21 protein-coding genes are annotated in these 23,567 nt (G+C 71.9%); 14 read left to right on the plus strand and 7 right to left on the minus strand.

What is annotated here, in order from left to right; genetic code table 11:
* Positions 1-224 precede the first annotated feature (224 nt).
* The 5 genes from ACZ6CL_RS23105 to ACZ6CL_RS23125 all read left to right on the plus strand — a co-directional run bounded on the left by ACZ6CL_RS23105 (position 225) and on the right by ACZ6CL_RS23125 (position 6,981).
* Positions 225-1,457 carry a sensor histidine kinase gene (locus ACZ6CL_RS23105; RefSeq protein ID WP_468938173.1) on the plus strand — a complete coding sequence of 411 codons (1,233 nt, stop codon included), beginning with the start codon at positions 225-227 and terminating at the stop codon, positions 1,455-1,457.
* Positions 1,458-1,623: 166 nt separating this feature from the next.
* Entirely contained in the window at positions 1,624-2,961 is a 1,338-nt protein-coding gene (locus ACZ6CL_RS23110) for a sensor histidine kinase (RefSeq protein WP_468938176.1), read from the plus strand.
* 109 nt (positions 2,962-3,070) lie between these two features.
* Complete coding sequence (locus tag ACZ6CL_RS23115; RefSeq protein ID WP_468938399.1) at positions 3,071-3,730, plus strand: response regulator transcription factor; 660 nt, start codon at positions 3,071-3,073, stop codon at positions 3,728-3,730.
* Positions 3,731-3,953: 223 nt separating this feature from the next.
* Entirely contained in the window at positions 3,954-5,906 is a 1,953-nt protein-coding gene (locus tag ACZ6CL_RS23120; protein ID WP_468938178.1) for a 2-oxoacid:acceptor oxidoreductase subunit alpha, read from the plus strand.
* Positions 5,899-6,981: a 2-oxoacid:ferredoxin oxidoreductase subunit beta gene (locus ACZ6CL_RS23125; protein WP_468938180.1), complete on the plus strand. Its 1,083-nt coding sequence runs from the start codon at positions 5,899-5,901 to the stop codon at positions 6,979-6,981. Before ACZ6CL_RS23120 ends, ACZ6CL_RS23125 begins: the two co-directional genes overlap by 8 nt.
* A gap of 36 nt (positions 6,982-7,017) precedes the next feature.
* On the opposite strand, the gene ACZ6CL_RS23130 is transcribed toward ACZ6CL_RS23125, so the two are convergent.
* The gene (locus tag ACZ6CL_RS23130; RefSeq protein ID WP_468938183.1) at positions 7,018-7,383 is read right to left on the minus strand and encodes a winged helix-turn-helix transcriptional regulator; all 366 of its coding nucleotides are present in this window, start codon (positions 7,381-7,383) and stop codon (positions 7,018-7,020) included.
* A gap of 126 nt (positions 7,384-7,509) precedes the next feature.
* Between ACZ6CL_RS23130 and ACZ6CL_RS23135 the strand changes: the two genes are divergently transcribed.
* The 3 genes from ACZ6CL_RS23135 (at position 7,510) to ACZ6CL_RS23145 (ending at position 10,676) form a co-directional block, all read left to right on the plus strand.
* Positions 7,510-8,367, plus strand: coding sequence for an SDR family oxidoreductase (locus ACZ6CL_RS23135; RefSeq protein WP_468938184.1), 858 nt, complete (start codon positions 7,510-7,512; stop codon positions 8,365-8,367).
* A 129-nt stretch (positions 8,368-8,496) separates the two neighbouring features.
* Positions 8,497-9,489, plus strand: a complete 993-nt coding sequence (rarD, locus tag ACZ6CL_RS23140; RefSeq protein ID WP_468938187.1) for an EamA family transporter RarD — start codon at positions 8,497-8,499, stop codon at positions 9,487-9,489.
* A gap of 188 nt (positions 9,490-9,677) precedes the next feature.
* Positions 9,678-10,676 carry a M28 family metallopeptidase gene (locus tag ACZ6CL_RS23145; protein ID WP_468938189.1) on the plus strand — a complete coding sequence of 333 codons (999 nt, stop codon included), beginning with the start codon at positions 9,678-9,680 and terminating at the stop codon, positions 10,674-10,676.
* A gap of 45 nt (positions 10,677-10,721) precedes the next feature.
* Here ACZ6CL_RS23145 and ACZ6CL_RS23150 read toward each other — a convergent pair whose 3' ends face one another.
* The 6 genes from ACZ6CL_RS23150 to ACZ6CL_RS23175 all read right to left on the minus strand — a co-directional run bounded on the left by ACZ6CL_RS23150 (position 10,722) and on the right by ACZ6CL_RS23175 (position 17,897).
* The gene (locus tag ACZ6CL_RS23150) at positions 10,722-11,672 is read right to left on the minus strand and encodes an ABC transporter permease (RefSeq protein ID WP_468938190.1); all 951 of its coding nucleotides are present in this window, start codon (positions 11,670-11,672) and stop codon (positions 10,722-10,724) included.
* Positions 11,659-12,612, minus strand: coding sequence for an ABC transporter ATP-binding protein (locus ACZ6CL_RS23155; RefSeq protein ID WP_468938193.1), 954 nt, complete (start codon positions 12,610-12,612; stop codon positions 11,659-11,661). The genes ACZ6CL_RS23150 and ACZ6CL_RS23155 overlap by 14 nt, the downstream gene beginning before the upstream one ends.
* A 21-nt stretch (positions 12,613-12,633) precedes the next feature.
* The gene (locus ACZ6CL_RS23160; RefSeq protein WP_468938194.1) at positions 12,634-13,893 is read right to left on the minus strand and encodes a LolA family protein; all 1,260 of its coding nucleotides are present in this window, start codon (positions 13,891-13,893) and stop codon (positions 12,634-12,636) included.
* Between the two features lie 240 nt (positions 13,894-14,133).
* Positions 14,134-15,141: a polyprenyl synthetase family protein gene (locus tag ACZ6CL_RS23165; RefSeq protein WP_468938197.1), complete on the minus strand. Its 1,008-nt coding sequence runs from the start codon at positions 15,139-15,141 to the stop codon at positions 14,134-14,136.
* A gap of 289 nt (positions 15,142-15,430) precedes the next feature.
* The gene (locus ACZ6CL_RS23170) at positions 15,431-16,633 is read right to left on the minus strand and encodes an FAD-dependent oxidoreductase (RefSeq protein WP_468938200.1); all 1,203 of its coding nucleotides are present in this window, start codon (positions 16,631-16,633) and stop codon (positions 15,431-15,433) included.
* A 19-nt stretch (positions 16,634-16,652) separates the two neighbouring features.
* Complete coding sequence (locus ACZ6CL_RS23175) at positions 16,653-17,897, minus strand: carboxylate--amine ligase (protein ID WP_468938202.1); 1,245 nt, start codon at positions 17,895-17,897, stop codon at positions 16,653-16,655.
* A gap of 218 nt (positions 17,898-18,115) precedes the next feature.
* Between ACZ6CL_RS23175 and fahA the strand changes: the two genes are divergently transcribed.
* From fahA to ACZ6CL_RS23205, 6 genes are all read left to right on the plus strand, one after another.
* Positions 18,116-19,375 carry a fumarylacetoacetase gene (fahA, locus tag ACZ6CL_RS23180; protein ID WP_468938204.1) on the plus strand — a complete coding sequence of 420 codons (1,260 nt, stop codon included), beginning with the start codon at positions 18,116-18,118 and terminating at the stop codon, positions 19,373-19,375.
* Between the two features lie 59 nt (positions 19,376-19,434).
* Positions 19,435-19,935, plus strand: coding sequence for a hypothetical protein (locus ACZ6CL_RS23185; protein WP_468938206.1), 501 nt, complete (start codon positions 19,435-19,437; stop codon positions 19,933-19,935).
* A 247-nt stretch (positions 19,936-20,182) separates the two neighbouring features.
* Positions 20,183-20,953, plus strand: coding sequence for a GntR family transcriptional regulator (locus tag ACZ6CL_RS23190; RefSeq protein WP_468938208.1), 771 nt, complete (start codon positions 20,183-20,185; stop codon positions 20,951-20,953).
* Between the two features lie 65 nt (positions 20,954-21,018).
* Entirely contained in the window at positions 21,019-21,246 is a 228-nt protein-coding gene (locus ACZ6CL_RS23195; protein WP_009715946.1) for a 4Fe-4S dicluster domain-containing protein, read from the plus strand.
* Between the two features lie 11 nt (positions 21,247-21,257).
* On the plus strand, positions 21,258-22,616 hold the full coding sequence (locus ACZ6CL_RS23200) for an ABC transporter substrate-binding protein (RefSeq protein WP_468938210.1): 1,359 nt from the start codon (positions 21,258-21,260) through the stop codon (positions 22,614-22,616).
* 119 nt (positions 22,617-22,735) lie between these two features.
* Positions 22,736-23,524, plus strand: a complete 789-nt coding sequence (locus ACZ6CL_RS23205; protein WP_468938402.1) for an ABC transporter permease — start codon at positions 22,736-22,738, stop codon at positions 23,522-23,524.
* The last annotated feature ends 43 nt before the right edge of the window (positions 23,525-23,567 follow it).

The raw sequence follows: 23,567 nt of genomic DNA on the forward strand, positions 1-23,567 counted from the left end.
CGCCCCTCGCTCCCTGTCCCGCCTGCTGCTCGTCGACGTCGTGTGTTCGACGATCCGTACGCACGGGAGTCTAGGCCCTACCGGCGGTGGGGTGATCCGCCCGTCCGGCATGCGGAGCGGGGGCGAATGGTGTAGAGAGCCCACAGCGGGTGGGGATAGCCCTACTCACGCCCGGCGACGCGCCCCATGGCGCCGCCCGCCGGGGGGCGGCAGTCTTGGCTGCCATGACCTCCAGTTCCCCTGGCGAGAGCGGCGGCGAGCGGCTGCCGCGCCCGCCCTCCTTCGCCTATCCCGCGCAGACGTGGAAGGAGATCACGCATCTCCTGGCCAATCTGCCGATGGGCATCTTCGGTTTCGTCTACGCGCTGACCTGGCTGGCCGTGGGCGTGGGCATGGCGGTCACGATCGCCGGTCTGCCCGTGCTGGCCGTGGGTCTGCTGGGCAGCCGGGGGTTCGCCCGGTTCGAGCGGTCCCGCGCCCGGGCGCTGCTGGCGGTCCGGGTGGAGGAGCCCAGCCGGATGCCGGGCCGGGGGGACGACGGCTTCTTCGGCTGGCTGTGGCGGAGCCTGCGGGACCCGGTGGGCTGGCGGTCCACGCTCTACACCGCCATCCGGCTGCCCTGGGGCATCCTCACCTTCACCGTGGCGCTGGTCTCGCTGTTCATCGCCTGGCCGGTGCTGCCGTGGATCGCCCGGGCGCTGACCAACGTCGACCGGGTGATGGTGCGCGGGCTGCTGTCGCCGTCGGATGAGCTGGAGCGGCGTATCGCGGAGCTGGAGTCGGACCGGGGCACGGTCGTCGACACCGCCGCCGCCGATCTCCGCCGCATCGAACGCGACCTCCACGACGGAGCACAGGCCCGCCTCGTCGCCCTCGCCATGGACCTCGGCCTCGCCAAGGAAAAACTCGACGAAGACCCCCAAGCAGCCGCCCGCATGGTCGACGAAGCCCACGGCGAGATCAAACTCGCCCTCCAAGAACTCCGCGACCTCGCCCGCGGCATCCACCCCGCCATCCTCACCGACCGCGGACTCGGCCCCGCCCTCTCCGCACTCGCCGCCCGCTGCACCGTCCCCGTCACCGTCACCGTCGACCTACCAGAGCGCCCCGCACCCGCCATCGAAGGCATCGCCTACTTCACCGTCTCCGAACTCCTCCAGAACATCAGCAAACACAGCGCCGCCCGCACCGCGTCGGTGGCCCTGGCCCGGTCGGGCAGTCGGCTGCTGATCCAGGTGCGGGACGACGGTCGCGGAGGCGCGGGCACCTCGGGCGGGGGCAGCGGGCTGGCGGGGCTGACCGAGCGCATCGAGGCGGTCGACGGCCGGTTCCTGGTGGAGTCCCCGCCCGGCGGCCCGACCTCGGTGGACGCCGAGCTGCCGTGGCGCGACCGCGACGGCACGAGCCACACCGGCGGGGCCCCCCGCCGCACGGCGGCGGCCCGCCCCACCCCATGAGCCGGGGGTGGGGCTAGCCCCCGGGTGAAGACGCCGACCCGCTTCATGGCCCGGCCCGCCGGTGCCGGGGACTCTGGACCGACGACAACGACGCCAACGGCGATGGCGATGGCGACGACAGCGGCCAAGCCGGGCACGCACCGGCTTCGGGAGGACGGACGACGAGATGGCCACCGCATACGGACCGTACGAGCCGGGGAGCGAACCCCGGCGCGGCCTGGTGCCGCCGGTACTGCGCGCGCCGTTCGAGGCCCGCGTCTGGCGCGAGTTCCTCTATCTGGTGATCAGCCTGCCGATGGCGGTCCTGACCTTCTCGTACGCGGCCATCATGCTCTCCCTCGGCGCCGGGCTCCTGATCACCTTCCTCGGCGTCCCGGTGCTCGGCGCCGCCCTGGCGGGCTGCCGGGGGATCGGGGTCGTGGAGCGGGCCCGGGCCCGCGCGCTGCTGGGGCTCAGGATCGCCGAGCCGGAGCCGGTCCGCGTGGCGGGCGGCAAGCGGGGGCTGGTGTCGTGGGTGGGCGCGCTGCTCAAGAACGGCACCTCGTGGCGGCATGCCCTGTACGCGCTGCTGCACCTGCCGTGGGCGATCTTCGCGTTCACCGTCGCGATGGTGTTCGCCTGCTACGGCTGGGTTTTCGCGACGTATCCGCTGTGGCGGTGGGTCTTCCCCGCGTACGTCGATCAGCCGGGTATCGAGCTGTTCGGGGACGACAGCAGCGGGCGCCACTTCTACCTCGACACCCCGTTCGAGGTCGCCGCGTCCTGTGTCCTCGGGGTGCTGGTCCTGCTGGCGACCCCGTGGGCGATGCGGGCGCTGACTGCCGTCGACCGGCTGCTGGTCCTCGGGCTGCTGGGGCCGTCCCGGCTGGCGACCCGGGTGTGGGAGCTGGAGTCGGACCGGGGCACGGTCGTCGACACCGCCGCCGCCGATCTCCGCCGCATCGAACGCAACCTCCACGACGGAGCACAGGCCCGCCTCGTCGCCCTCGCCATGGACCTCGGCCTCGCCAAAGAGAAACTCGACGAAGACCCCCAAGCAGCCGCCCGCATGGTCGACGAAGCCCACGGCGAGATCAAACTCGCCCTCCAAGAACTCCGCGACCTCGCCCGCGGCATCCACCCCGCCATCCTCACCGACCGCGGACTCGGCCCCGCCCTCTCCGCACTCGCCGCCCGCTGCACCGTCCCCGTCACCGTCACCGTCGACCTACCAGAGCGCCCCGCACCCGCCATCGAAGGCATCGCCTACTTCACCGTCTCCGAACTCCTCCAGAACATCAGCAAACACAGCGCCGCCCGGACGGCCGACGTCGACGTGTGGCGCGCCGAGAACCGGGTGATGCTGCGGGTCGGCGACGACGGGCGCGGCGGGGCGGGCACGTCGGGCGGGGGCAGCGGGCTGGCGGGGCTGGCCGAGCGCGTCGATGCGGTCGACGGGGCGCTGGTCGTCCACTCCCCGCCCGGCGGTCCGACGACGGTGACCGTCGAGCTGCCCTGGCGCTGATAGCGCGAACCGGTCGCGGTGTACGCGACGGATCCGTCCGAATCCTGGAATGCTGGCCCCGACAACGCGGACACGACTGGGGGCCGGGGGCATCGTGGTGGAGAACAGAGTGCGGGTGGTCATCGCCGAGGATTCGGTGCTGCTGCGGGAGGGCCTGACCCGGCTGCTGACCGACCGCGGCCATGATGTCGTCGCGGGGGTGGGGGACGCGGAGACGCTGATCAAGGCGATCCGCGAGCTGGCCGACGAGGGCGCGCTGCCGGATGTGGTGGTCGCCGACGTACGGATGCCGCCCACCCACACCGACGAGGGGGTGCGGGCCGCGATCCGGCTGCGCCATGACCACCCGGGGATCGGGGTGCTGGTGCTCTCGCAGTACGTGGAGGAGCAGTACGCGACCGAGCTGCTGGCCGGGAACAGCCGCGGCATCGGCTATCTGCTCAAGGACCGGGTGGCCGACGTGCGCGAGTTCGTGGACGCGGTGGTGCGGGTGGCCCGCGGCGGTACGGCGCTGGACCCGGAGGTCGTCGCCCAGCTGCTGGGCCGCAGCCGCAAGCAGGACGTGCTGGCCGGGCTCACCCCCCGGGAGCGGGAGGTCCTGGTCCTGATGGCCGAGGGCAGGACGAACGGCGCGATCGCCCGGCAGATGGTGGTGAGCGACGGCGCGGTCGAGAAGCACGTCAGCAACATCTTCCTGAAGCTCGGCCTGTCACCGAGTGACGGGGATCACCGTCGCGTACTCGCGGTGCTCACTTACCTCAACTCCTGACCAGAGGCCAAAGTGGGGCCAAAGGCCGAGTGAGGGGATCACCAGACATCACACCACGGAGGGCGGAAAAGTCGCGCCAGACCGTGGCATAACGGACACGTGGTGTGGGATTTCCCGGGTGATCCACCCAGGGAAGGCGAACCTTACCGACGTACGATGGCCATAGGACAACCGGTCGGCACCGAACGGTCCAGGTGCGCCGCCTCGAGGGAGGTCCGAAGCAGTGACCAGCCAGGTCAGCAGCCCGGCCGAGCAGGCCGAACCAGCCGATCAGCAGGGCGAGCGGGGGCTCGCCGGGGAACGGGGAACACCGGACGGCGGCAAGGAGGTCCGCCGTCTGGATCGCGTCATCATCCGATTCGCGGGTGACTCGGGTGACGGTATGCAGCTCACCGGAGACCGGTTCACCTCCGAGACGGCGTCGTTCGGGAACGACCTGTCGACCCTGCCGAACTTTCCGGCGGAGATCCGCGCCCCCGCCGGCACCCTGCCCGGAGTGTCGAGCTTCCAGCTCCACTTCGCCGATCACGACATCCTCACCCCAGGCGACGCGCCGGACGTCCTGGTGGCGATGAACCCGGCCGCGCTCAAGGCCAATCTGGGCGACGTCCCGCGCGGCGCCGACATCATCGTCAACACCGACGAGTTCACCAAGCGGCCCATGGCGAAGGTCGGCTACGAGCGCAGCCCGCTCGAAGACGGCTCGCTGGACGCGTACCAGGTCCACCCGGTGCCGCTGACGACGCTGACCATCGAGGCCCTGAAGGAGTTCGGGCTGTCCCGGAAGGAGGCCGAGCGCAGCAAGAACATGTTCGCGCTCGGCCTGCTGTCGTGGATGTACCACCGGCCCACCGAGAACACCGAGAAGTTCCTGCGCCAGAAGTTCGCCAAGAAGCCGCAGATCGCCGAGGCGAACGTGGCGGCCTTCCGGGCCGGGTGGAACTTCGGCGAGACCACCGAGGACTTCGCGGTCTCCTACGAGGTGGCGCCCGCCGCCACCGCCTTCCCTTCGGGTACGTACCGGAACATCTCCGGCAACCTGGCGCTGTCGTACGGGCTGATCGCCGCGTCCCAGCAGGCGGACCTGCCGCTGTTCCTGGGCTCGTACCCGATCACCCCGGCCTCCGACATCCTGCACGAGCTGAGCAAGCACAAGAACTTCGGCGTGCGCACCTTCCAGGCCGAGGACGAGATCGCGGGCATCGGCGCGGCCCTGGGCGCCGCGTTCGGCGGGGCGCTCGCGGTGACCACCACGTCCGGCCCCGGGGTGGCGCTGAAGTCGGAGACCATCGGGCTCGCGGTCAGCCTGGAGCTGCCGCTGCTGGTGATCGACATCCAGCGCGGCGGCCCGTCCACGGGGCTGCCGACCAAGACCGAGCAGGCGGATCTGCTGCAGGCGATGTACGGGCGCAACGGCGAGGCGCCGGTGCCGATCGTGGCGCCGAAGACCCCGGCCGACTGCTTCGACGCCACGCTGGAAGCGGCGCGGATCGCGCTCACCTACCGCACCCCGGTCTTCCTGCTGTCCGACGGCTACCTGGCCAACGGGTCGGAGCCGTGGCGGGTGCCGGAGGTCGATGACCTGCCCGACCTGCGGGTCCAGTTCGCGACCGGCCCCAACCACACCACCGAGGACGGCACCGAGGTCTTCTGGCCGTACAAGCGCGACCCGCTGACCCTGGCGCGCCCGTGGGCGGTGCCCGGCACCCCGGGGCTCGAACACCGCATCGGCGGCATCGAGAAGCAGGACGGCTCCGGCAACATCTCCTACGACCCGGCCAACCACGACCACATGGTCCGCGTCCGGCAGGCCAAGGTCGACGGCGTCGAGGTCGAGGAGCTGACGGTGGACGACCCCACCGGCGACGCCCGCACCCTGGTGCTGGGCTGGGGCTCGACGTACGGGCCGATCACCGCCGCCGTGCGGCGCGTACGGCGGGCGGGCGACCGGATCGCCCAGGCCCATCTGCGCCACCTCAACCCCTTCCCGGCCAACCTGGGGGCGGTGCTGGCCCGGTACGACAAGGTCGTCGTGCCCGAGATGAACCTCGGCCAGCTCGCCACCCTCATCCGCGCCAAGTACCTCGTCGACACCCGCTCCTTCACCCAGGTGCGGGGACTGCCGTTCAAGGCCGAGCAGCTGGCGACGGCCCTCAAGGAGGCCATCGATGACTGAGATCCTCTCGCAGCCGCCCACCGCGCTGGCCGAGGCGCTGTCCCTGGTGCCCAAGGCCGAGGGCAAGCAGTCCATGAAGGACTTCAAGTCCGACCAGGAGGTGCGCTGGTGCCCCGGCTGCGGTGACTACGCGATCCTCGCCGCCGTCCAGGGCTTCATGCCCGAGCTGGGGCTGGCGAAGGAGAACATCGTCTTCGTCTCCGGCATCGGCTGCTCCTCCCGCTTCCCGTACTACATGAACACCTACGGGATGCACTCGATCCACGGCCGCGCCCCGGCGATCGCCACCGGCCTCGCGGCCGCCCGGCGCGACCTGTCGGTGTGGGTGGTCACCGGTGACGGCGACGCGCTGTCCATCGGCGGCAACCACCTCATCCACGCGCTGCGCCGCAATGTGAACCTGAAGATCCTGCTCTTCAACAACCGCATCTACGGCCTCACCAAGGGCCAGTACAGCCCGACCTCCGAGGTCGGCAAGATCACCAAGTCCACGCCGATGGGTTCCCTGGACGCCCCGTTCAACCCCCTCTCACTGGCGATCGGTGCCGAGGCGGGCTTCGTCGCCCGCACCGTGGACTCCGACCGCAAGCACCTCACCCAGGTGCTGCGCGAGGCCGCCGCCCACCCGGGCACCGCGCTGGTGGAGATCTACCAGAACTGCAACATCTTCAACGACGGTGCCTTCGACGCGCTCAAGGACAAGGAGCGGGCCGAGGAAGCCGTGATCCGGCTGGAGCACGGCCAGCCGATCCGCTTCGGCCCCGAGGGCGCCAAGGGCGTCGTACGGAACCAGGCCACCGGTGACCTGGAAGTCGTCGCGGTGACCCCGGAGAACGAGGGGAGCGTCCTGGTCCACGACGCCCACGCGGCCTCCCCCACCACCGCTTTCGCGCTGTCCCGGCTGGCCCACCCGGACACGCTGCACCACACCCCCATCGGGGTGCTGCGCGACGTCCGGCGCCCGGTCTACGACGACCAGATGACGACCCAGCTCGACGCCGCCGTCGAGCGCAAGGGCAAGGGCGACCTGGGCGCGCTGCTCGCGGGGAACGACACCTGGACCGTCGTCGGCTGAGCCGAGGATTCATCGCACTACGCGGCCAGGCCGGGTCTACGCACCCGGCCTGGCCGCGTCGTATGCCTCCCGGGCCGCCAGCACTCGCGGGGCATGCTCCTCCGCCCACCCGGACAGCGCCCACACCCGGCTCGCCGCCTCCCGCCCCAGGTCGGTCAGCGAGTAGTCCACACGCGGCGGGATGACGGGGTGCGCCTCGCGGTGGACGAAGCCGTCGCGCTCCAGGGTCTGGAGCGTCTGGGCGAGCATCTTCTCGCTGACCGCGCCGATCTCGCGCCGCAGCTCGCTGAAGCGGCGGGTGCCCTCCAGCAGGACGGCGAAGACCAGCACGCCCCAGCGGCTGGTCATGTGCTCCAGGATCAGCCGCGAGGGGCAGACCGGCCCCTCCTCACTTACGTACATGCCAGTACCTTACGTCAAAGTGGGTACTTTCGAATGGTTAGCGCTGTGTCTAGGGTGGGTGGTGGATCGGACATCGAGTCATCGAGTCATCGGCACAGACCCCGCGACAGAGAAAGAGACACCCCCATGAGCATCGTCGTCACCGGAGCCACCGGGCACCTCGGCCGCCTTGTCATCGACGGCCTGCTGGAGAAGGTTCCGGCCGACCGGGTCACCGCGGTCGTGCGCGACGCCGACAAGGCCGCCGCCCTCGCCGCGCGCGGCGTCACCCTGAAGGTGGCCGACTACAGCCGCCCCGAGACGCTGCGCGGCGCCTTCGCGGCGGGCGACAAGGTGCTGCTGATCTCCGGCAGCGAGGTCGGGCAGCGCGTTCCGCAGCACCAGGCCGTCATCGACGCCGCCAAGGAGGCCGGGGTCGCGCTGCTCGCGTACACCAGCGTGCTGGGCGGCCCGGCCGCCGACTTCACGCTCGCCGACGAGCACCGGGCCACCGAGCAGGCCATCACCGATTCCGGTCTGCCGTACGTCCTGCTGCGCAACGGCTGGTACAACGAGAACTACACCGAGCGGCTGGCCCCCGTGCTGGAGCACGGCGCCGTCGTCGCCGCGGCGGGCGAGGGCCGGGTCGCCTCCGCCTCGCGCGCCGACTACGCCGCGGCCGCCGTCGCCGTACTGACCGGCGAGGGCCACGAGAACACGGCGTACGAGCTGTCCGGCGACACCGCCTGGAGCTTCGCCGAATACGCCGCCGAGGTCGCCCGGCAGACCGGCAAGGAGATCGCCTACCACGCCGTCTCCGCCGAGGAGGTCCAGCAGATCCTCACCGGCGCGGGCCTGCCCGAGCCGCTGGCCGCGATCCTGGCCGACGTCGACACGGCGATCGAGCGCGGACGGCTGGCCGCCACCCCCGGCGACCTGTCCCGGCTGACCGGCCGCCCGACGACGCCGATCGCGGACTCCCTGGCGGTGGCCCTCAAGGGCTGACCTCGGAGTTCAGGGCCAGGCCCGACTGTCAGTCCCGTATCGCGGATACGGTGATGACAGCCGGGCCGCCCGGCGCTACCGTCGGACAGGCCCCTGCGTCAGGGCCGCCACGCCGTCGGGGAGGCCCTCATGCAGCCGCAGCACCAGCAGGACCGCGCCGGTCTCCTCTACGGCTTCACCGCGTACGGCCTGTGGGGCCTCGCCCCGCTCTTCTGGCCGCTGCTGGAGCCCGCCGGGGCGGTCGAGATCCTCGCTCACCGCATGGTCTGGTCGCTCGTGGTCGTCGGGCTCATCCTGTTGGCGCTGCGCCGCTGGTCCTGGATCGGCCCGCTGCTGCGGCAGCCCCGGCGGCTCGGTCTCGTCGCGCTCGCCGCGACCGCCATCTCCCTCAACTGGGGCCTGTACATCTGGGGCGTCAACAGCGGACACGTCGTCGAGACGGCGCTCGGATACTTCATCAACCCCCTGGTCAGCATCGGTTTCGGCGTTCTGCTGCTGCGCGAGCGGCTGCGTCCGGTGCAGTGGGCGGCGGTCGGCATCGGTGTGGTGGCGGTCGGCGTGCTGGCCGTCGGCTACGGCAAACTGCCCTGGATCGCCCTCACGCTGGCCTTCACCTTCGCCACGTACGGCCTGGTCAAGAAGCGGATCGGGCTGGACGGGCTGGAGTCGCTGGCCGCCGAGACCGCCGTCCAGTTCCTGCCCGCGCTCGGCTTCATCGGCTATCTCGCGATGCGTGGCGACAGCACGTTCGGCAGCGGTGGCATGGGCCATTCGGTGCTGCTGGTGAGCTGCGGGCTGATCACCGCGGTGCCGCTGAGCCTGTTCGGGGCCGCCGCGGTACGGCTGCCGCTGTCGACGATCGGGATGCTCCAATACCTCACGCCCACCTCCCAGTTCATCCTCGGGCTGGTCGTCTTCCACGAGTCCATGCCGCCCGAGCGGTGGGCGGGCTTCTCCCTCGTCTGGCTCGCGCTGGCGCTGCTCACCTGGGACGCGCTGCGGACCGGGCACCGGACCCGCCGACAGCTGGCGGACGCGGCGGCGCGGGCGGACGCGGCACCGGCAGCCGCGGCACCGGCCAAGGCGACGGAGCCCCAGACCGGCCCGATATCCGGCGGCTGATGTCCGGATTTCGCCCTTGACGGAGGGTCAGCCACACCCGGAGCATCAGCCTCGCGCCATTTCGGCGTCATCTTGTCGTACCGCTCCACCACCCCCATGGGTACGTACGTGCATCACCTTGCATCGCACTGTGCATCACACAGCGTCACGTCATTCCGTGCAGTCCCCGTTCGGAATCGGAGCCCCCCATGTCGTCATGTGCTGAGCCTCGCCACACCCCCCGAAGATCCATAACCCGCCGTACGGCCGCCGCCGTCGCCGCCGGGACGGCCATCGCCGCCCTGGTCTCGGCCGCCCCCGCCACCTCCGCGGCCGCCGCGGCTCCCCCGTCCCCGGCGGCCGCCGCCCTCGCCGTACCGGATGTGCCGCTCGCCAACGTCAAGGCACATCTGACCAAGCTCCAGTCCATCGCCACCGCCAACGGCGGCAACCGCGCCCACGGCCGTCCCGGCTACAAGGCGTCGCTCGACTACATCAAGGGACTGCTGGACGCGGCCGGGTTCACCACCACGGTCCAGCAGTTCACCTCCGGCGGCGCCACCGGCTACAACCTCATCGCCGACTGGCCCGGCGGCGACGCCGACAACGTGGTGTTCTCCGGCGCCCACCTGGACTCCGTCAGCGCCGGCCCCGGCATCAACGACAACGGCTCGGGGTCCGCCGCCGTCCTGGAGACCGCGCTCACCGTCGCCCGCTCGGGGCTGAAGCCCGCCAAGCACCTGCGGTTCGGCTGGTGGGGCGCCGAGGAGCTGGGCATGGTCGGGTCGCGGAACTACGTCAACAGCCTGTCGTCCGCCAACCGGGCGAAGATCGACGGCTATCTCAACTTCGACATGATCGGCTCGCCCAACCCGGGCTACTTCGTCTATGACGACGACACCCGGATCGAAGGAGTCTTCAAGGACTTCTACGCGTCCAAGGGCGTCCCGACGGAGATAGAGACCGAGGGCGACGGCCGCTCCGACCACGCGCCGTTCAAGAACGTGGGCATCCCGGTGGGCGGCCTGTTCAGCGGCGCCGACTACATCAAGACCGCCGCCCAGGCCCAGAAGTGGGGCGGCACCTCCGGCCAGGCCTTCGACCGCTGCTACCACCGCTCGTGCGACACCACGACCAACATCAACGACACCGCGCTGGACCGCAACAGCGACGCCATCGCGTACGCCGTCTGGACGCTGTCCTCCTGACACACCGGCATTCCTGAGCGGTCCGTACGCAGACGTGCGGACCGCTCAGACCGTGATGTCCTTCGCGGTGAACCGGGCCCAGGCCGCCGAGCCGAACACGGCCAGATACAGCCCCTGCAGCTCGGCGTTCTTGATGAGCTGGTCCCAGTAGACCGGCTGGCGGAGGAGATCCGCGAAGCTGAGCCAGTAGTGCGGGAAGAGATACGGATGGATCGCGTGCAGCTGCGGGATCGTGTCCAGGATCTGCACCGTGACCACGAGCCCGACCGTGGTCGCCATGGCCGCGATGCCGCTGTTGGTGAGGGTGGAGATGAACAGACCCACCGCCGCGATCCCCACCAGTGACAGCGCCACGGCGCCCGCCACGCCGAGCGCCCGTACCAGCCCGTCGCCGAAGGACACCGAGGTGCCGGAGATCAGCGTGACATCGCCGAGCGGGAACAGCATCGCCCCGGTCGCGAGCCCGGCGGCGGCCACCGCGAGGGTCGCGGCCAGGCAGAACGCCAGGACGGTGACGAACTTGGCGAGCAGCAGCCGGGTGCGCCCGGCGGGGGCGACCAGCAGATAGCGCAGCGTCCCCGGGCCCGCCTCACCGGCGATGGAGTCCCCGGCGATCACGCCGATGGCCATCGGCAGGAAGACGGGCAGCGTCGCCGCCAGCGCGGCGAAGACGAGGAAGATCCCGTTGTTGGTGATCTGGGAGAAGAAGGCGGGCCCGTCGCCACTGGCTCCGCCGCCTCCGCCGCCGCCCCGGCCGAAGCCGCCGCCGTCGCTGGTCTCGATCTTCACGGCGACGCCGATGAGGACCGGGACGGCCGCGAGCACGCCGAGCAGCGCCAGGGTCCGCCAGCGGCGGAAGGTGGTGGACAGCTCGCTGCGGAAGAGCGCCAGGGCCCACGACGGGCGCGCCCGGGGCGCCTCGCCCGTCCCGCCCGTCTCGTCCACCTCAGCCGTTTCAGCCGTTCCGGACGGTTCAGCCGCTTCAGCCCGCGACATCGAATCCCTCCCCGGTCAGCGCGACGAAGGCGTCCTCCAGCGAGGCGCCCTCGGCGCCGAAGGCCCGTACCCGCACCCCGGCGCGCACCAGGGCGGCGTTCAGGTCGGCGGGCTCGAGCGCGGGCGTGGGCAGCTCGCCGGAGACCCGCTCCGCCAGGACCACCAGGTCCGTCACCCCGTGCTCCTTGAGGACGCGGACGGCGTCGGCCGGGTCCGGGGTGGTGACGGACAGCCTGCCGCGGCTGCCCGCCGCCAGCTCGGCGACCGTGCCCTGGGCGATCAGGCGGCCCCGGGTCATGACCGCCGCGTGGGTGCAGACCTGTTCGATCTCGTCCAGGAGGTGCGAGGAGAGGAAGACCGTGGTGCCCTCCCGGGCCAGCTCGCGCACCAGGGTACGGATCTCGCGCATGCCCTGGGGGTCGAGCCCGTTGGTCGGCTCGTCGAGAACCAGCAGCTCACGCGGCTGGAGCAGGGCGGCGGCCAGGCCGAGGCGCTGTTTCATCCCCAGCGAGTACGCCCGCGCCTTCTTCCCCGCCGCGGCCCCGAGTCCGACCCGGTCCAGCGCCTCGGCGGCGCGGGCGGCCCGGGTGCGGGGGTCGGCGGTCGGGTCGGCGGCGTCGTAGCGCAGCAGATTGTCCCGGCCGCTCAGATACGGGTAGAGGGCGGGCCCCTCGATGAGGGCGCCCACCCTGGGCAGCACGCTGCGGGCGGCGCGCGGCATCGGCAGGCCCAGCAGTCTGGCGCCGCCCGATGTGGGCTCGATCAGGCCCATGAGCATGCGGATCGTCGTCGTCTTCCCCGAGCCGTTGGGCCCGAGGAAGCCGAAGACGCTGCCGCGGGGAACGGTCAGGTCGAGCCCGTCGACGGCGAGCTGCCCGCCCCGGTAGCGCTTGGTGAGCCCGCGGGTCTCCACCACGGCATCGGCGGACGGCTCGTCCACGGGCTCTCCTTCCCTCTGCTTCTACTTGGCCTTGTTGGCGGCCGCGACCAGGGCGTCCTTGTCGACCGCGCCGACGAAGACCTTGCCGTCGTCGGTCATCAGCGCGTTGACCAGGCGGGTGCTGAACACCGTGCCGGAGCCGAAGTCGCCCTTGACCTTCTTGCCGAAGCTGCCGAGGAAGCCGGAGGCCGCCCCGCTTTCGCCGCCCGGGGCGGAGGGAGCCTCGCCGCTCGCACCGGACTTCTGGCCGTCGTCGAGGCGGGCGATGGTGTCCCAGCCCTTCCCGGTGACGTTCAGCCCGGACAGCGAACCCGCCATGGCGTCCGCGCCGCCCGGCCGGTCCTTGAAGCCCTTCTCCCGGTGGCCCGGGCCACCGGCGCTGTCCTCGGTGACCTTGGCGCCCTTGGGCGGCGTGAAGTCGAAGGTGCCCGCGGCGGGCTTGCCGAAGTCGACCTTGGTGAAGCCGACGTCGACGGCCGCCTTGCCGCCGCTCTTCGGGGTGAGGGTGAACTTCAGCGGCACACCGTTGTCCGCGTCGACCGCGATCCGGACCGAGCCGACCGTGGACGCGCTCTGCTTGGGCTTGATCAGCAGCTCGTAGGCGTCCCGCCCGGCGACCTGGGTGGTGCCGTCGACCGTCACCTCGGTGGTGTCGTCCACGGCGGCGAGCATCTGCTTCGCGAACTGCTGCGGGGTGGCGCCCCGCAGGTCCTCGGGGGCCTCGCCCCGGTGGTCGCCCTTGCCCGCGGCGTCCTGGGGGGCCGTGGAGTGGAAGACGGAGTTGCTGCCGCTGTCGTACGCCCACAGCTCGTCGCCGTTGTGGATCATGCTGTACTCGGCGGCGTTCTCGACGATCGACACCCGCTGCTTGTCGGGGCCGTCGGCGGCCACCCGCAGGGTGTGGGTGCCGGACGCCAGCTCGGTGAGCTTGGCCTCCGGCGCGGTGCCGTCGCCCTTCCCGCCCGCGAGGTCGTTCGCGGCTCCGGCGAGGGAGCCGCCGCCCGGCAGCGTGGGGAGCCCCAGATCGGTGGTGATCTTCACCGAGCCGGACACCTGCTGCTGGTCGGATGCGGCCATCTTGCTGATCAGCTGCTGTGCCGTGATCTTCGGCAGGTCCGGGGCGCCGCTGCTGGCCAGCGCCGGGACCAGCCCGATCGTCGCGGCCGCGATGCCCGCCACCGCGACCGGGGCCCCGTAGCGGAGCGCCTTGGTGCGTCGTGTGGGCCGTTCCTCGTCCCAGAAGCCGTCGTCGGCGACCTGTATCGGTCGGATCCGTGCCATGTGTGCTCTACCTCCGTCGTCGGCGGCGGTCGTCAGCCTGCACTCGTCCACCTCTCGGGCCATTGTCTCCCGATCCCGCCATGTGGTGGTCTTCTCATCCCACCAAATCGGGAGGGCCGATACGTCAGCCCGCAGGATCAAGTCCGCGTACTGCTCCGGTATGACGGTCCGCGCCGCGAGGGGGATCCCCCTCGGGGTATCCCGTAGGGGCCACGGGCCCGAAGCGGCGCGGGGAGGAGATCACCCGGCCCGGTGGGCCACCGCGTCGCACAGGCCCTCCAGGGCCGACTTCGCCGGGCCCTTTGGCAGCGGGGCCAGCATGGAGCGGGCCTCCGCCGCATAGCGCAGCGTGTCCCGGCGGGCCTGCTCCAGGGCGGGGTGGGCGCGCAGCCGCCGCAGCACCTCGGCGTGGCGGGCGTCGTCGGTGAGGTCGCCCGCGAGCAGCTCGCACAGCTCCCGGTCCTCCCGCGCACCGGTCGCCTCCGCCCGCGCCCTCAGGTGCAGGACGGGGAGGGTGGCGATGCCCTCGCGCAGATCGGTGCCGGGGGTCTTGCCGGACTCATGGCTGTCGCTGGCGATGTCCAGCACGTCGTCGGCCAGCTGGAAGGCCATCCCGAGCCGCTCGCCGTACTGGGTCAGGATGTTGACGATGGACTCGTCGGCGCCCGACATCATCGCGCCGAACCGCCCCGAGACGGCGATCAGCGAGCCGGTCTTGCCCGCGAGGACGTCCAGATAGTGCTCGATGGGGTCGCGGCCGCGCGGTCCGGCGGTCTCCAGGATCTGGCCCGTGACCAGCCGCTCGAACGCCTCGGCCTGGACCCGCACCGCCTCCGGACCCAGATCGGCCAGGACGTGGGAGGCGCGGGCGAAGAGGAAGTCACCGGTGAGCACCGCGACCGAATTGCCCCAGCGGGCATTGGCGCTGGGCACCCCGCGCCGCACGTCCGCCTCGTCCATGACGTCGTCGTGGTAGAGCGTGGCCAGATGCGTCAGCTCGACGACGACCGCCGAGGGCACCACACCGGGGGCGTACGGGTCGCCGAACTGGGCGGCCAGCAGCACCAGCAGGGGCCGGAAACGCTTGCCGCCCGCGCGCACCAGGTGCTGGGCGGCCTCGGTGATGAACGGCACGTCGCTCTTGGTGGCCTCCAGCAGGCCCTCTTCGACGGCCGCCAGCCCGGCCTGGGTGTCGGCTTCCAGGGTCTGGTCCCGCACGCTCAGCCCGAAGGGCCCGATGACGCTCACGGGGTACTCCTGTCTGCCTACGTTCACGCGGAATGTCGATGTGTCGCCGCCTCCACCAAAAGGCAGCGTATCCGGTCGGGTATCGATCGCTGTGGGCGCCTTCCCGCCTTGTGCGCAGCACAACGCCCTCACCCCGAATCGACCGGTTACCCACGCCGTACCGCGATCGCGAGCAGATCATTCATCATGTGGCCCCCGACCGTTCACCGATCGGGGGCCGGAACCGGGCCCGGGACCTGTCCGGCGGGTGTCCGCGAACCCGCCGGGCCCGGATCACTCATCCGTTCACCTATCCGTGCGCGGCGGCCACCGCCTTCGCCAGCCGGGGCGACGCGTACTCCGTGCCGCACACGAACCGCATCACCGGGCCGAAGGAGGCCGCCGCCGGAAGCCCGGTGAAGTACAGCCCGGGCACCGACGAGCCGTACCCGGCGTCCAGTCGGGGGCCACCGGCGCCGGTGGCCACCCCGGCGCGCAGCTCGGGGCCGAGGAAGCCGAGCGCGGCCAGATTCATCCGATAGCCCGTCGCGGCCATCACATGGTCCGCGGCCAGCTCGCCGACCCGGCCGCCGCCGCGCAGTGTGAGCACCGGCCTGCCGCCGCTCTCCACGGTGACCCGGGTGACCTTCACCCCCTGGGTGACCCGCACCCGCCCGGCGAAACGCCCGCGCAGCCACCAGGCGCCCTTGGGCCCGAGCACCTTGCGCACCAAATACTCCCGGGCCGGTACGGGCAGCCGCCGGAAGCCCGCCGCGTGGTACGACAGCGCGTACAGCGACCAGGCGCGCCCGAAGGGCGATACGGGCCGCAGCCGGGGCTGGCGGTCCGGCGGGGAGCCGAAGGCGACGGCGGCCCTCCCCCGGGCCACCACCCGCACCGACGCGGCGCCCGCCTCGGCCAGCAGCACCGCGCTCTCCAGCGCCGACTGCCCGGCCCCAACCACCACGACCTCGCGGCCCGCGAACCGCCCCAGGCCATGGTGGTGCGAACTGTGCGACACCGGCCCGGCCGCGGACGGGCCGTCGGGGACGGCGGCGGCGAACTCGGCGGGCAGATGGGCGAGCCCGCTGAGCCCGCTGGCCACCACGACGGCCCGCGCCGTGAACTGCTCCCCCGAGTCCAGCTTCAGCTCGAAGCGGCCACCCCGCCGGTCGACGGCCACCACCCGGGTCCGCTCCAGCTCGGGCACCAGCCGCTCCTGGAACCACAGCCCGTACCCCGCGAAGGTCTCGACGGGGATGATGTCCCAGTCGGACTGATACGGCGTGCCGCCCACCGCGTGGCAGTAGTCGAGCAGGGTGTGCCCAGGCTGCGGCGCGTCGATGGTCGACGCGACCGGGGTGGACTTGAGCAGCATGCCCGCGGGCATCTGCTCGCGCCAGCTCACCATCGGCTCGCCGAAGACACGGACCGGCAGGCCGCGGGCGCGTAAGTGGGCGGCGGTCGACAGGCCGTATGGACCGGCCCCGATGACTGCTACCGGATCGTTCACGAATCCCCTCCCCAAGGCGTTACCTGTTCTTGGCGCGCCACATCCGGTACAGATGCGTCGCACCGGGCCGCACGCAGCGCGCCAGCATGGCGAAGAACGGCCGCGGGTCGTCGCGCGCGGCCCAGGCCAGCTCGGTCCCGCTCGCCCGGGCCGGCGCGTGCGGCGTGGTGTATCCACTGCGGCGGTAGGCGAGCAGGGCGGGCAGGTCGATGTTCTCGACGACGAACCGCCGGGCCGCCAGCGGCGCGGCCTCGGGCACCCCGCGCCCCGTCAGATCGAGGTGCTGCGCCCGGACGACGTCGAGCCGCGCCTCGTTCTCGAAGAGCCGGAACTGCGCGCCCATCCGGGGGTTGAAGTCCAGCAGCTTGTACCGCCCGTCCCGCCGGTCGAAGCGCCAGTCCAGATCGACGATGCCGCTGAAGCCGATCCGCTTGATGAACCGGGCCGTCATCCGGGCCAGCTCCCCGTTGTCCACCGCGTAGGCGCACGCCGTCATGCCCGCGTGCGGCGGCCAGGACCGCACCTTGACGCCGGTGAACATCGCCAGCGGCGTGGACTCCGCGTCGACGTAGGCGTGCACGATCCAGTCCTCGGCGGACTCCCGCGGCAGGTACTCCTGGAGGACCACCCCGGGCCGTGGCCCCCAGTCGCGGGCCAGCGCCAGCAGCTCGCGCGGCCCGGCGATCCGGGTGGTGCCGCCCACCGCGGGCTTTAGCCGCCGCTCGAACGCCTCCCGGTTCTTGGCGACGACCGGAAAACGCGCGCGCACCGCGAACGCCTTCACATCGGCGTACGAAGCGGGGAACAGCGCCTCCGGGGTGGGCACCCCGTGCTCGACGCACAGCTCGTGCAGCCCCTGCTTGCTGGCCAGCCGCCGGGGCAGCCCCGGCTCGGTGCGGGGGAAGAGGAACCGGCCCTCCCCGGCGAGCACATCGGCATGCTCGCCGATCAGCACCGCCGCCTCCTCGTCCGTGGGCAGCAGGACGGCCGGACGGCCGATCGCCCGCGCCGCCCGCAGCAACCCCTCGACCAGCCGCTCCGGCCGCTCCCTGCCGGTGGTCGGCCAGACGAAGGCCCGCTTCAGATAGCGCGACTGGGCGGCCGGGGTCCAACGGTCCTCGGTGACCGCGTACATGGGGATTCCGAGCCGGCCCAGTGAGCGAATGGCCCCCACGCCCCCGTGATGCAGCGGGTAATCGCCTATCTTCACGATCAGCCCCGGCACGGAACGGTCCACCGCGAACGGCACAGCACTGCTCGCCACGAGTCCCCCTCGGTCACCCCACCGCAGTGGTCCCCCCACTGTGCGTGACCTGGTCCAGGACGCTACTTCGGAATTACCTCCTCCAGCAAGGATTATCCGGACATTGCCATCCCTTTAGGTGGGATCGCCCCACAGGGGTGGCATCCCCCCGGGCCATAGGGTGTGAGCCCCGACCGTGGCGACAACGGTGGCGACGACGAGAAGGCGAGGCACCACCCATGCCGCAGCGCAGCCCGCTCGACCTACCCGAAGGCGACCCCTTCGGTCCGGACAACCTCCCCTATGGCGTCTTCACCACCTCCGAAGCCCCTCATCTGCGGAAAATCGGCGTGCGCTACGGCAGTCACGTGCTGGACGCGGGCGCCGCCGCGGCGGCCGCGGCCTCCCCGCACGCCGAACTCCTCGGCGCCTCCTCGCTCAACCCGCTGATGGCCGCTGGCCGTCCGGCCTGGCAGGCCGTCCGCGCGGAGCTGCGCGACTGGCTGACCGACCCGGCGCACCGGCACGCCATCGAGCCCCTGATGCACCCCCTCGCCACCCTGGCTCTCCACCTCCCGATCGAGGTGGCGGACTATGTCGACTTCTTCGCCAGCGAGCATCACGCCTCCAACGCGGGCAAGATCTTCCGCCCGGACGGCGACGCCCTCACCCCCAACTGGAAGCACATGCCGATCGGCTACCACGGCCGGGCCGGCACCGTGCTCGTCTCGGGCTCGCCCATCGTCCGCCCCCAGGGCCAGCACCTGCCCCCGGCCGCCCCCGCATCGTCTGCTCCCTCATCGCCCGCTCCTCCCCGGCCGGTCTTCGGCCCCTCGCTGCGCCTCGACTTCGAAGCCGAGGTCGCCTTCGTCGTCGGCGCCCCCTCACCTCTGAATACACCGCTGCCGCTCGCCGGGTTCCACGATCACGTCTTCGGCGTCTGTCTCCTCAACGACTGGTCCGCCCGCGACATCCAGTCCTGGGAGTACCGCCCCCTCGGCCCCTTCCTCGGCAAGTCCTTCGCCACCTCCCTCGCCGCCTGGGTCACCCCGCTGGACGCCCTCGCCGCGGCCCGTACCGCCCCGCCCGCCCGCGACGTCCCGCCGCTCCCCTACCTCGACGACTCGGCGGCCGAGCCCGGTGGGTTCGATCTCCGCCTCGAAGTGGCGGTCAACGGGCACACCGTCTCCCGGCCCCCGTTCTCCGCCATGTACTGGACCGCGGCCCAGCAGCTCGCCCACCTGACCGTGAACGGCGCCTCGCTGCGCACCGGCGACCTCTTCGCCTCCGGCACGGTCAGCGGCCCGCGCCCGGACGAGCTGGGCTGTCTGCTCGAACTCACCTGGGGCGGCCGCGACCCCCTCCCCCTCCCCGACGGCACCCGGACCTTCCTGGAGGACGGCGACGAGGTGACCCTCACCGCCTGGGCGCCCGGCCCGGGCGGGGTCCGCATCGGTATGGGCGAGGTGACCGGCCACGTTGTCCCGGCGGCGTCATGAGCGGCTGCTAATTTGTCGTGCTCCTTGCCCTGATGGCCCTGATATCCAAGGAGAAGCGCGTGAAGAAGGCAGCGAGCGTCGCCGGAACGGTGGCCGCGGCCGCCCTGGTGCTGACGGCGTGCGGCAGTGGCGGCGACGAGGGGACGAAGGACACCTCCAAGGACACCCCGTCGGCACAGGAGTCGAGCGCCCCGGCGGAGGGGGGCGCGGACTCCACGATCACCGGCGCCTACCTCGCCAAGAACGGCGGCCAGACGCTCATCCTGTCCATCGGCGGCGAGAAGGCCTCCCTGATCGCGGGCAAGCACATCTGCAACGGTGAGTACACCGACACCGGCGAGAAGATGCTGATGTTCAAGTGCGCCGACGGCAACACCGACCGCGCCATGGGCAAGGTGGCCCCGAGCGGCGACGGCAAGACGCTCACCGTCGACTGGGACGCGCTCTCCGAGAACGACACGTTCACCCGGACCACCCCCGGCAACATCCCCTCGGGCATCCCGACCTCGCTGCCCTCCGGCCTCCCCACCGACCTGCCGAAGGACCTCCACACCGGGTGATCCCCGCCCGCTGATCCCCGCCCGCCGTGCCCCACGAGCCCCCGGTGAAACCGCCGGGGGCTCGCCGCGCACAGTGGCGGCGCGCAGTGGCAGATCTTGCTTCCGCGCCACAGAAATGCGCAGGTCAGTGCGGTTTCCAACGGGTCGCCAGGTGGCGCAATGTACTGGCAACACCATCGCACCGGCCCCGTCGGTATGGTCCGAAACAGACCCGCCGCCCAGCACACCACCACCCCGGAGCCGGCCGATGCCAGCCGAACGCACCCGCGAGCATGCCCCGCCGCTCGCCGCCGCGCGCCGCCGCCGGTTGCGCGCCGACCAGGCCCGGCAGCTCGCCGATCTGCTCCGCCACCAGATCCTCACCGGCGGCTTCCCCGGGGGCGTCCTGCCGCTGGAGGACGCGCTCGGCGCGGACTACGGCGCGTCCCGCAACACCGTGCGCCTGGCGCTCGACCTGCTGCGCGCCGAGCGGCTGGTGGAGCGCCAGCCGGGCGTGGGCACGGTCGTCGTGGCCGAGAAGTACCCGCACGGCCTCGACCGGCTGCAGGGCCTGGCCGAGACCCTGAAGGAACACGGCCGGGTCACCAACGAGGTGCGCACCGTCGGCCCGGTGCCCGCCCCCGCCTGCGTCGCCGACCGACTGCGGGTCCCCGTCCGCACCGATGTCCTCTATGTCGAGCGGCTGCGGCAGCTCGACGGCCTGCCGCTCTCCCTCGACCTCACCTACCTCCCGATGGACATCGGCGCCGAACTGCTGGGCGCCGACCTGGAGAACACCGATGTGTTCCGGCTGATCGAGAAGATCACCGGACAGCGGCTCGGCACCGCCGAGATCACCCTGGAGGCCGTCAACGCCGACGCGCACTCCGCCGCCGTACTCCAGGCCCCGCGCGGCGCGGCCGTCCTCATGCTGGAACGGCTCAGCCACCTGGCCGACGGCCGCCCGGTGGACCTGGAGTTCATCCGCTTCCGCGGTGACCGGATCACCATGAGCGGGCTGCTGCGCCGTACCGCCTGAACACCCCGCGACCCCACCTCACGCACACCACCTCACGCCTCTTCTCGCCCTCCCTGGAGACAGCCATGCCTCTGACGCCCCAGCGTGCCGACGTCCCCGTGACGATCGACGAGTCGAAGTGCATCGACGGCTGCACCCTGTGCGTGGACATGTGCCCCCTGGACTCCCTCGCGATCCACCCCGACAGCGGCAAGGCGTACATGCACGTGGACGAGTGCTGGTACTGCGGCCCGTGCGCCGCTCGCTGTCCCACCGGCGCGGTCACGGTCAACATGCCCTATCTCCTGAGGTGAAAGGCCCCCCGATGCAGCGCACGACCCTTCCGGCCGCTCTCGCCGCCGGTGCCCTGCTGCTGTCCCTGACCGGTTGCGGCGGCGACGCGGCAGCGGGCGGCAAGACCGTGACCGTCACCGTCGGCTACCAGTCCAAGACCATCAACACCACGACCGCGGGCACCCTGCTGCGCTCGCTCGGCTCCTTCGAACGCGAACTGCGCGCGCTCGGCCACCGCAAGGGCGTCACGTACAAGGTGAAGTGGCAGGACTACGCCACCGGGGCGCCCATCACCGCGCAGATGGTGGCCGGAAAGGTCGACATCGGCTCGATGGGCGACTTCCCGCTGCTGATCAACTCCGGGCGCGGCACCCAGCTGAACGCGCCCACCCGCCTCGTCTCCGTGACCGGCTACAACCTGCGCGGCGGCCTGAACACCGTCGTCACCAAGCCCGGGTCGGCGCTGCGCGACCTGTCCGGCCTGCGCGGCAAGAAGGTCTCCACCAGCGTCGGTTCGGCCGCCGACGGCACGCTCGTCCGCGCCCTCCAGGACGCCGGTATCGATCCCGAGAACGGCATCGAGAAGCTCAACCAGCAGCCCGCCGTCGGCGCCTCCGCCCTGGAGGCGGGCAGCGCGGACGCCCTCTCGCAGTTCGTCGCCTGGCCGGGGCTGCTGGCCTTCCAGGGGAAGGCCAAGGCGCTGTACGACGGCGCCCGGCTGAACCTGCCGACCTTCCACGGTGTCACCGCGCGCGACGCGTTCGCCCAGCAGAACCCGGACGTCCTCCAGGCGTTCCTGTCCGCCCAGATCGACGCCACCCGCTATCTGGACGACCATCCGCTCCCCGCCGCCCAGAAGGTGGCGAAAGCGACTGGGCTGCCGCCCGAGGTGGTCTACCTCTACAACGGCGAGGGCGGCATCTCGACCTTCGGCCCCGCCCTCAAACCCGCGCTGATCGCGGCCCTCAAGAAGGACGTCCCGATCCTGCGCAAGGCCAAACTGACCGGCCCGGTGGACGTGAAGTCCTTTGTCGACGACCGGTATCTGAAACGGGCGTACGGGAGCGCGGGCGCCTACGCGAAGGCACTGCGCGCCGCCCCGCCCGCCTCCCCGAACCAGGTGTGGCTCAAGGGCGAGGACACGGTCCGCAGCTTCCCCTCGTCCGCCGCGCTGCTGCGCTTCACCGCCGCCCACCAGGGCCGGGTCCGCGCGGCGTACGTGCCCGACGCGGCCACCGGGACGCGCTGGTTCGCGGACCGCGCGGTGTGGGCCGAGGACAACGGACAGCCGCGCGCGTTCGTCACGGCGGCCAACGCCCGTACGTGGATCGCCGCGCACCCCGGCGCCCGGCTCGTCTCGTACGCCACCGCGCTGAAGGAGGCGAAGTGACCTCCCAGGCGCCCCACGTGACCGCCTCCACCACCCCCGTACGCCCCGCGCCCGCCCCCGCCCCCGCCCCGGCGCCCGGTACCGCGCCCCGGCGGCGCCGCCCCTGGCCGCGGTACGCGCTGCGCGCCGCCTCCCTCCTGGCCGCGCTCGGCCTGTGGCAGCTCCTCACCTCGCTGAAGGTCACCCTGTGGCTGCGGTTCGCGCAGTTCCCGACCGTCACCCAGGTCGCCCACGCCTTCGCCGGGCGGCTGACCACCGGCGCCTACTGGCAGGACCTGGCCGACAGCCTCACCCGCATCCTCACCGGCTTCGCACTCGCCGCGGTCCTCGGCGTCACCGTCGGCACCGCGATCGCGCGCTCGCCGCTGGTGTCCGATCTGCTGAGCCCGGTCCTCGAAGTCCTCCGCCCGATCCCGGCGATCGCCCTCGTCCCGGTCGCGATCCTGCTGTTCCCCAGCAATGAACAGGGCATCGTCTTCATCACCTTCACCGCCGCCTTCTTCCCGGTCATGGTCAGCACCCGGCACGCGGTGCGCGCCCTGACCCCGGTGTGGGAGGAGGCCGTGCTGACCATGGGCGGCGGCCGGTGGCGGATCCTCGGCTCGGTGGTGCTGCCGGGCGCGCTGCCCGGCATCCTCGGCGGGCTGTCGGTCGGCATCGGCGTCTCGTGGATCTGCGTGATCTCCGCCGAGATGATCTCCGGCGCGTACGGGGTCGGCTACCGCACCTGGCAGGACTACACGATCGTCGACTATCCGGGCGTCTTCGTCGGCATGACCACCATCGGCCTCCTCGGCTGGCTGACCTCCACCGCGGTCGAGCTGGCGGGCCGCAGGCTGACCCGCTGGCTGCCGCGCACCGAGAACACGGCCCCGTCGGCGCACCTCATCAGGAAGGGCACTCCGTGACCACGCCCGATGTCGCCACCGTCCCCCAGGCCACCGCCACCGC

This window comes from Streptomyces sp. NPDC041200 (assembly GCF_055591805.1).

Coding starts and splice junctions, on each gene's coding strand:
- ACZ6CL_RS23130 (WP_468938183.1), bottom strand. CDS start 7,383: ATGTACGTAAGTGAGGAGGGGCCGGTCTGCCCCTCGCGGCTGATCCTG.
- ACZ6CL_RS23105 (WP_468938173.1), top strand. CDS start 225: ATGACCTCCAGTTCCCCTGGCGAGAGCGGCGGCGAGCGGCTGCCGCGC.
- ACZ6CL_RS23150 (WP_468938190.1), bottom strand. CDS start 11,672: ATGTCGCGGGCTGAAGCGGCTGAACCGTCCGGAACGGCTGAAACGGCT.
- fahA (WP_468938204.1), top strand. CDS start 18,116: ATGCCGCAGCGCAGCCCGCTCGACCTACCCGAAGGCGACCCCTTCGGT.
- ACZ6CL_RS23110 (WP_468938176.1), top strand. CDS start 1,624: ATGGCCACCGCATACGGACCGTACGAGCCGGGGAGCGAACCCCGGCGC.
- ACZ6CL_RS23145 (WP_468938189.1), top strand. CDS start 9,678: ATGTCGTCATGTGCTGAGCCTCGCCACACCCCCCGAAGATCCATAACC.
- rarD (WP_468938187.1), top strand. CDS start 8,497: ATGCAGCCGCAGCACCAGCAGGACCGCGCCGGTCTCCTCTACGGCTTC.
- ACZ6CL_RS23195 (WP_009715946.1), top strand. CDS start 21,019: ATGCCTCTGACGCCCCAGCGTGCCGACGTCCCCGTGACGATCGACGAG.
- ACZ6CL_RS23135 (WP_468938184.1), top strand. CDS start 7,510: ATGAGCATCGTCGTCACCGGAGCCACCGGGCACCTCGGCCGCCTTGTC.
- ACZ6CL_RS23160 (WP_468938194.1), bottom strand. CDS start 13,893: ATGGCACGGATCCGACCGATACAGGTCGCCGACGACGGCTTCTGGGAC.
- ACZ6CL_RS23190 (WP_468938208.1), top strand. CDS start 20,183: ATGCCAGCCGAACGCACCCGCGAGCATGCCCCGCCGCTCGCCGCCGCG.
- ACZ6CL_RS23125 (WP_468938180.1), top strand. CDS start 5,899: ATGACTGAGATCCTCTCGCAGCCGCCCACCGCGCTGGCCGAGGCGCTG.
- ACZ6CL_RS23200 (WP_468938210.1), top strand. CDS start 21,258: ATGCAGCGCACGACCCTTCCGGCCGCTCTCGCCGCCGGTGCCCTGCTG.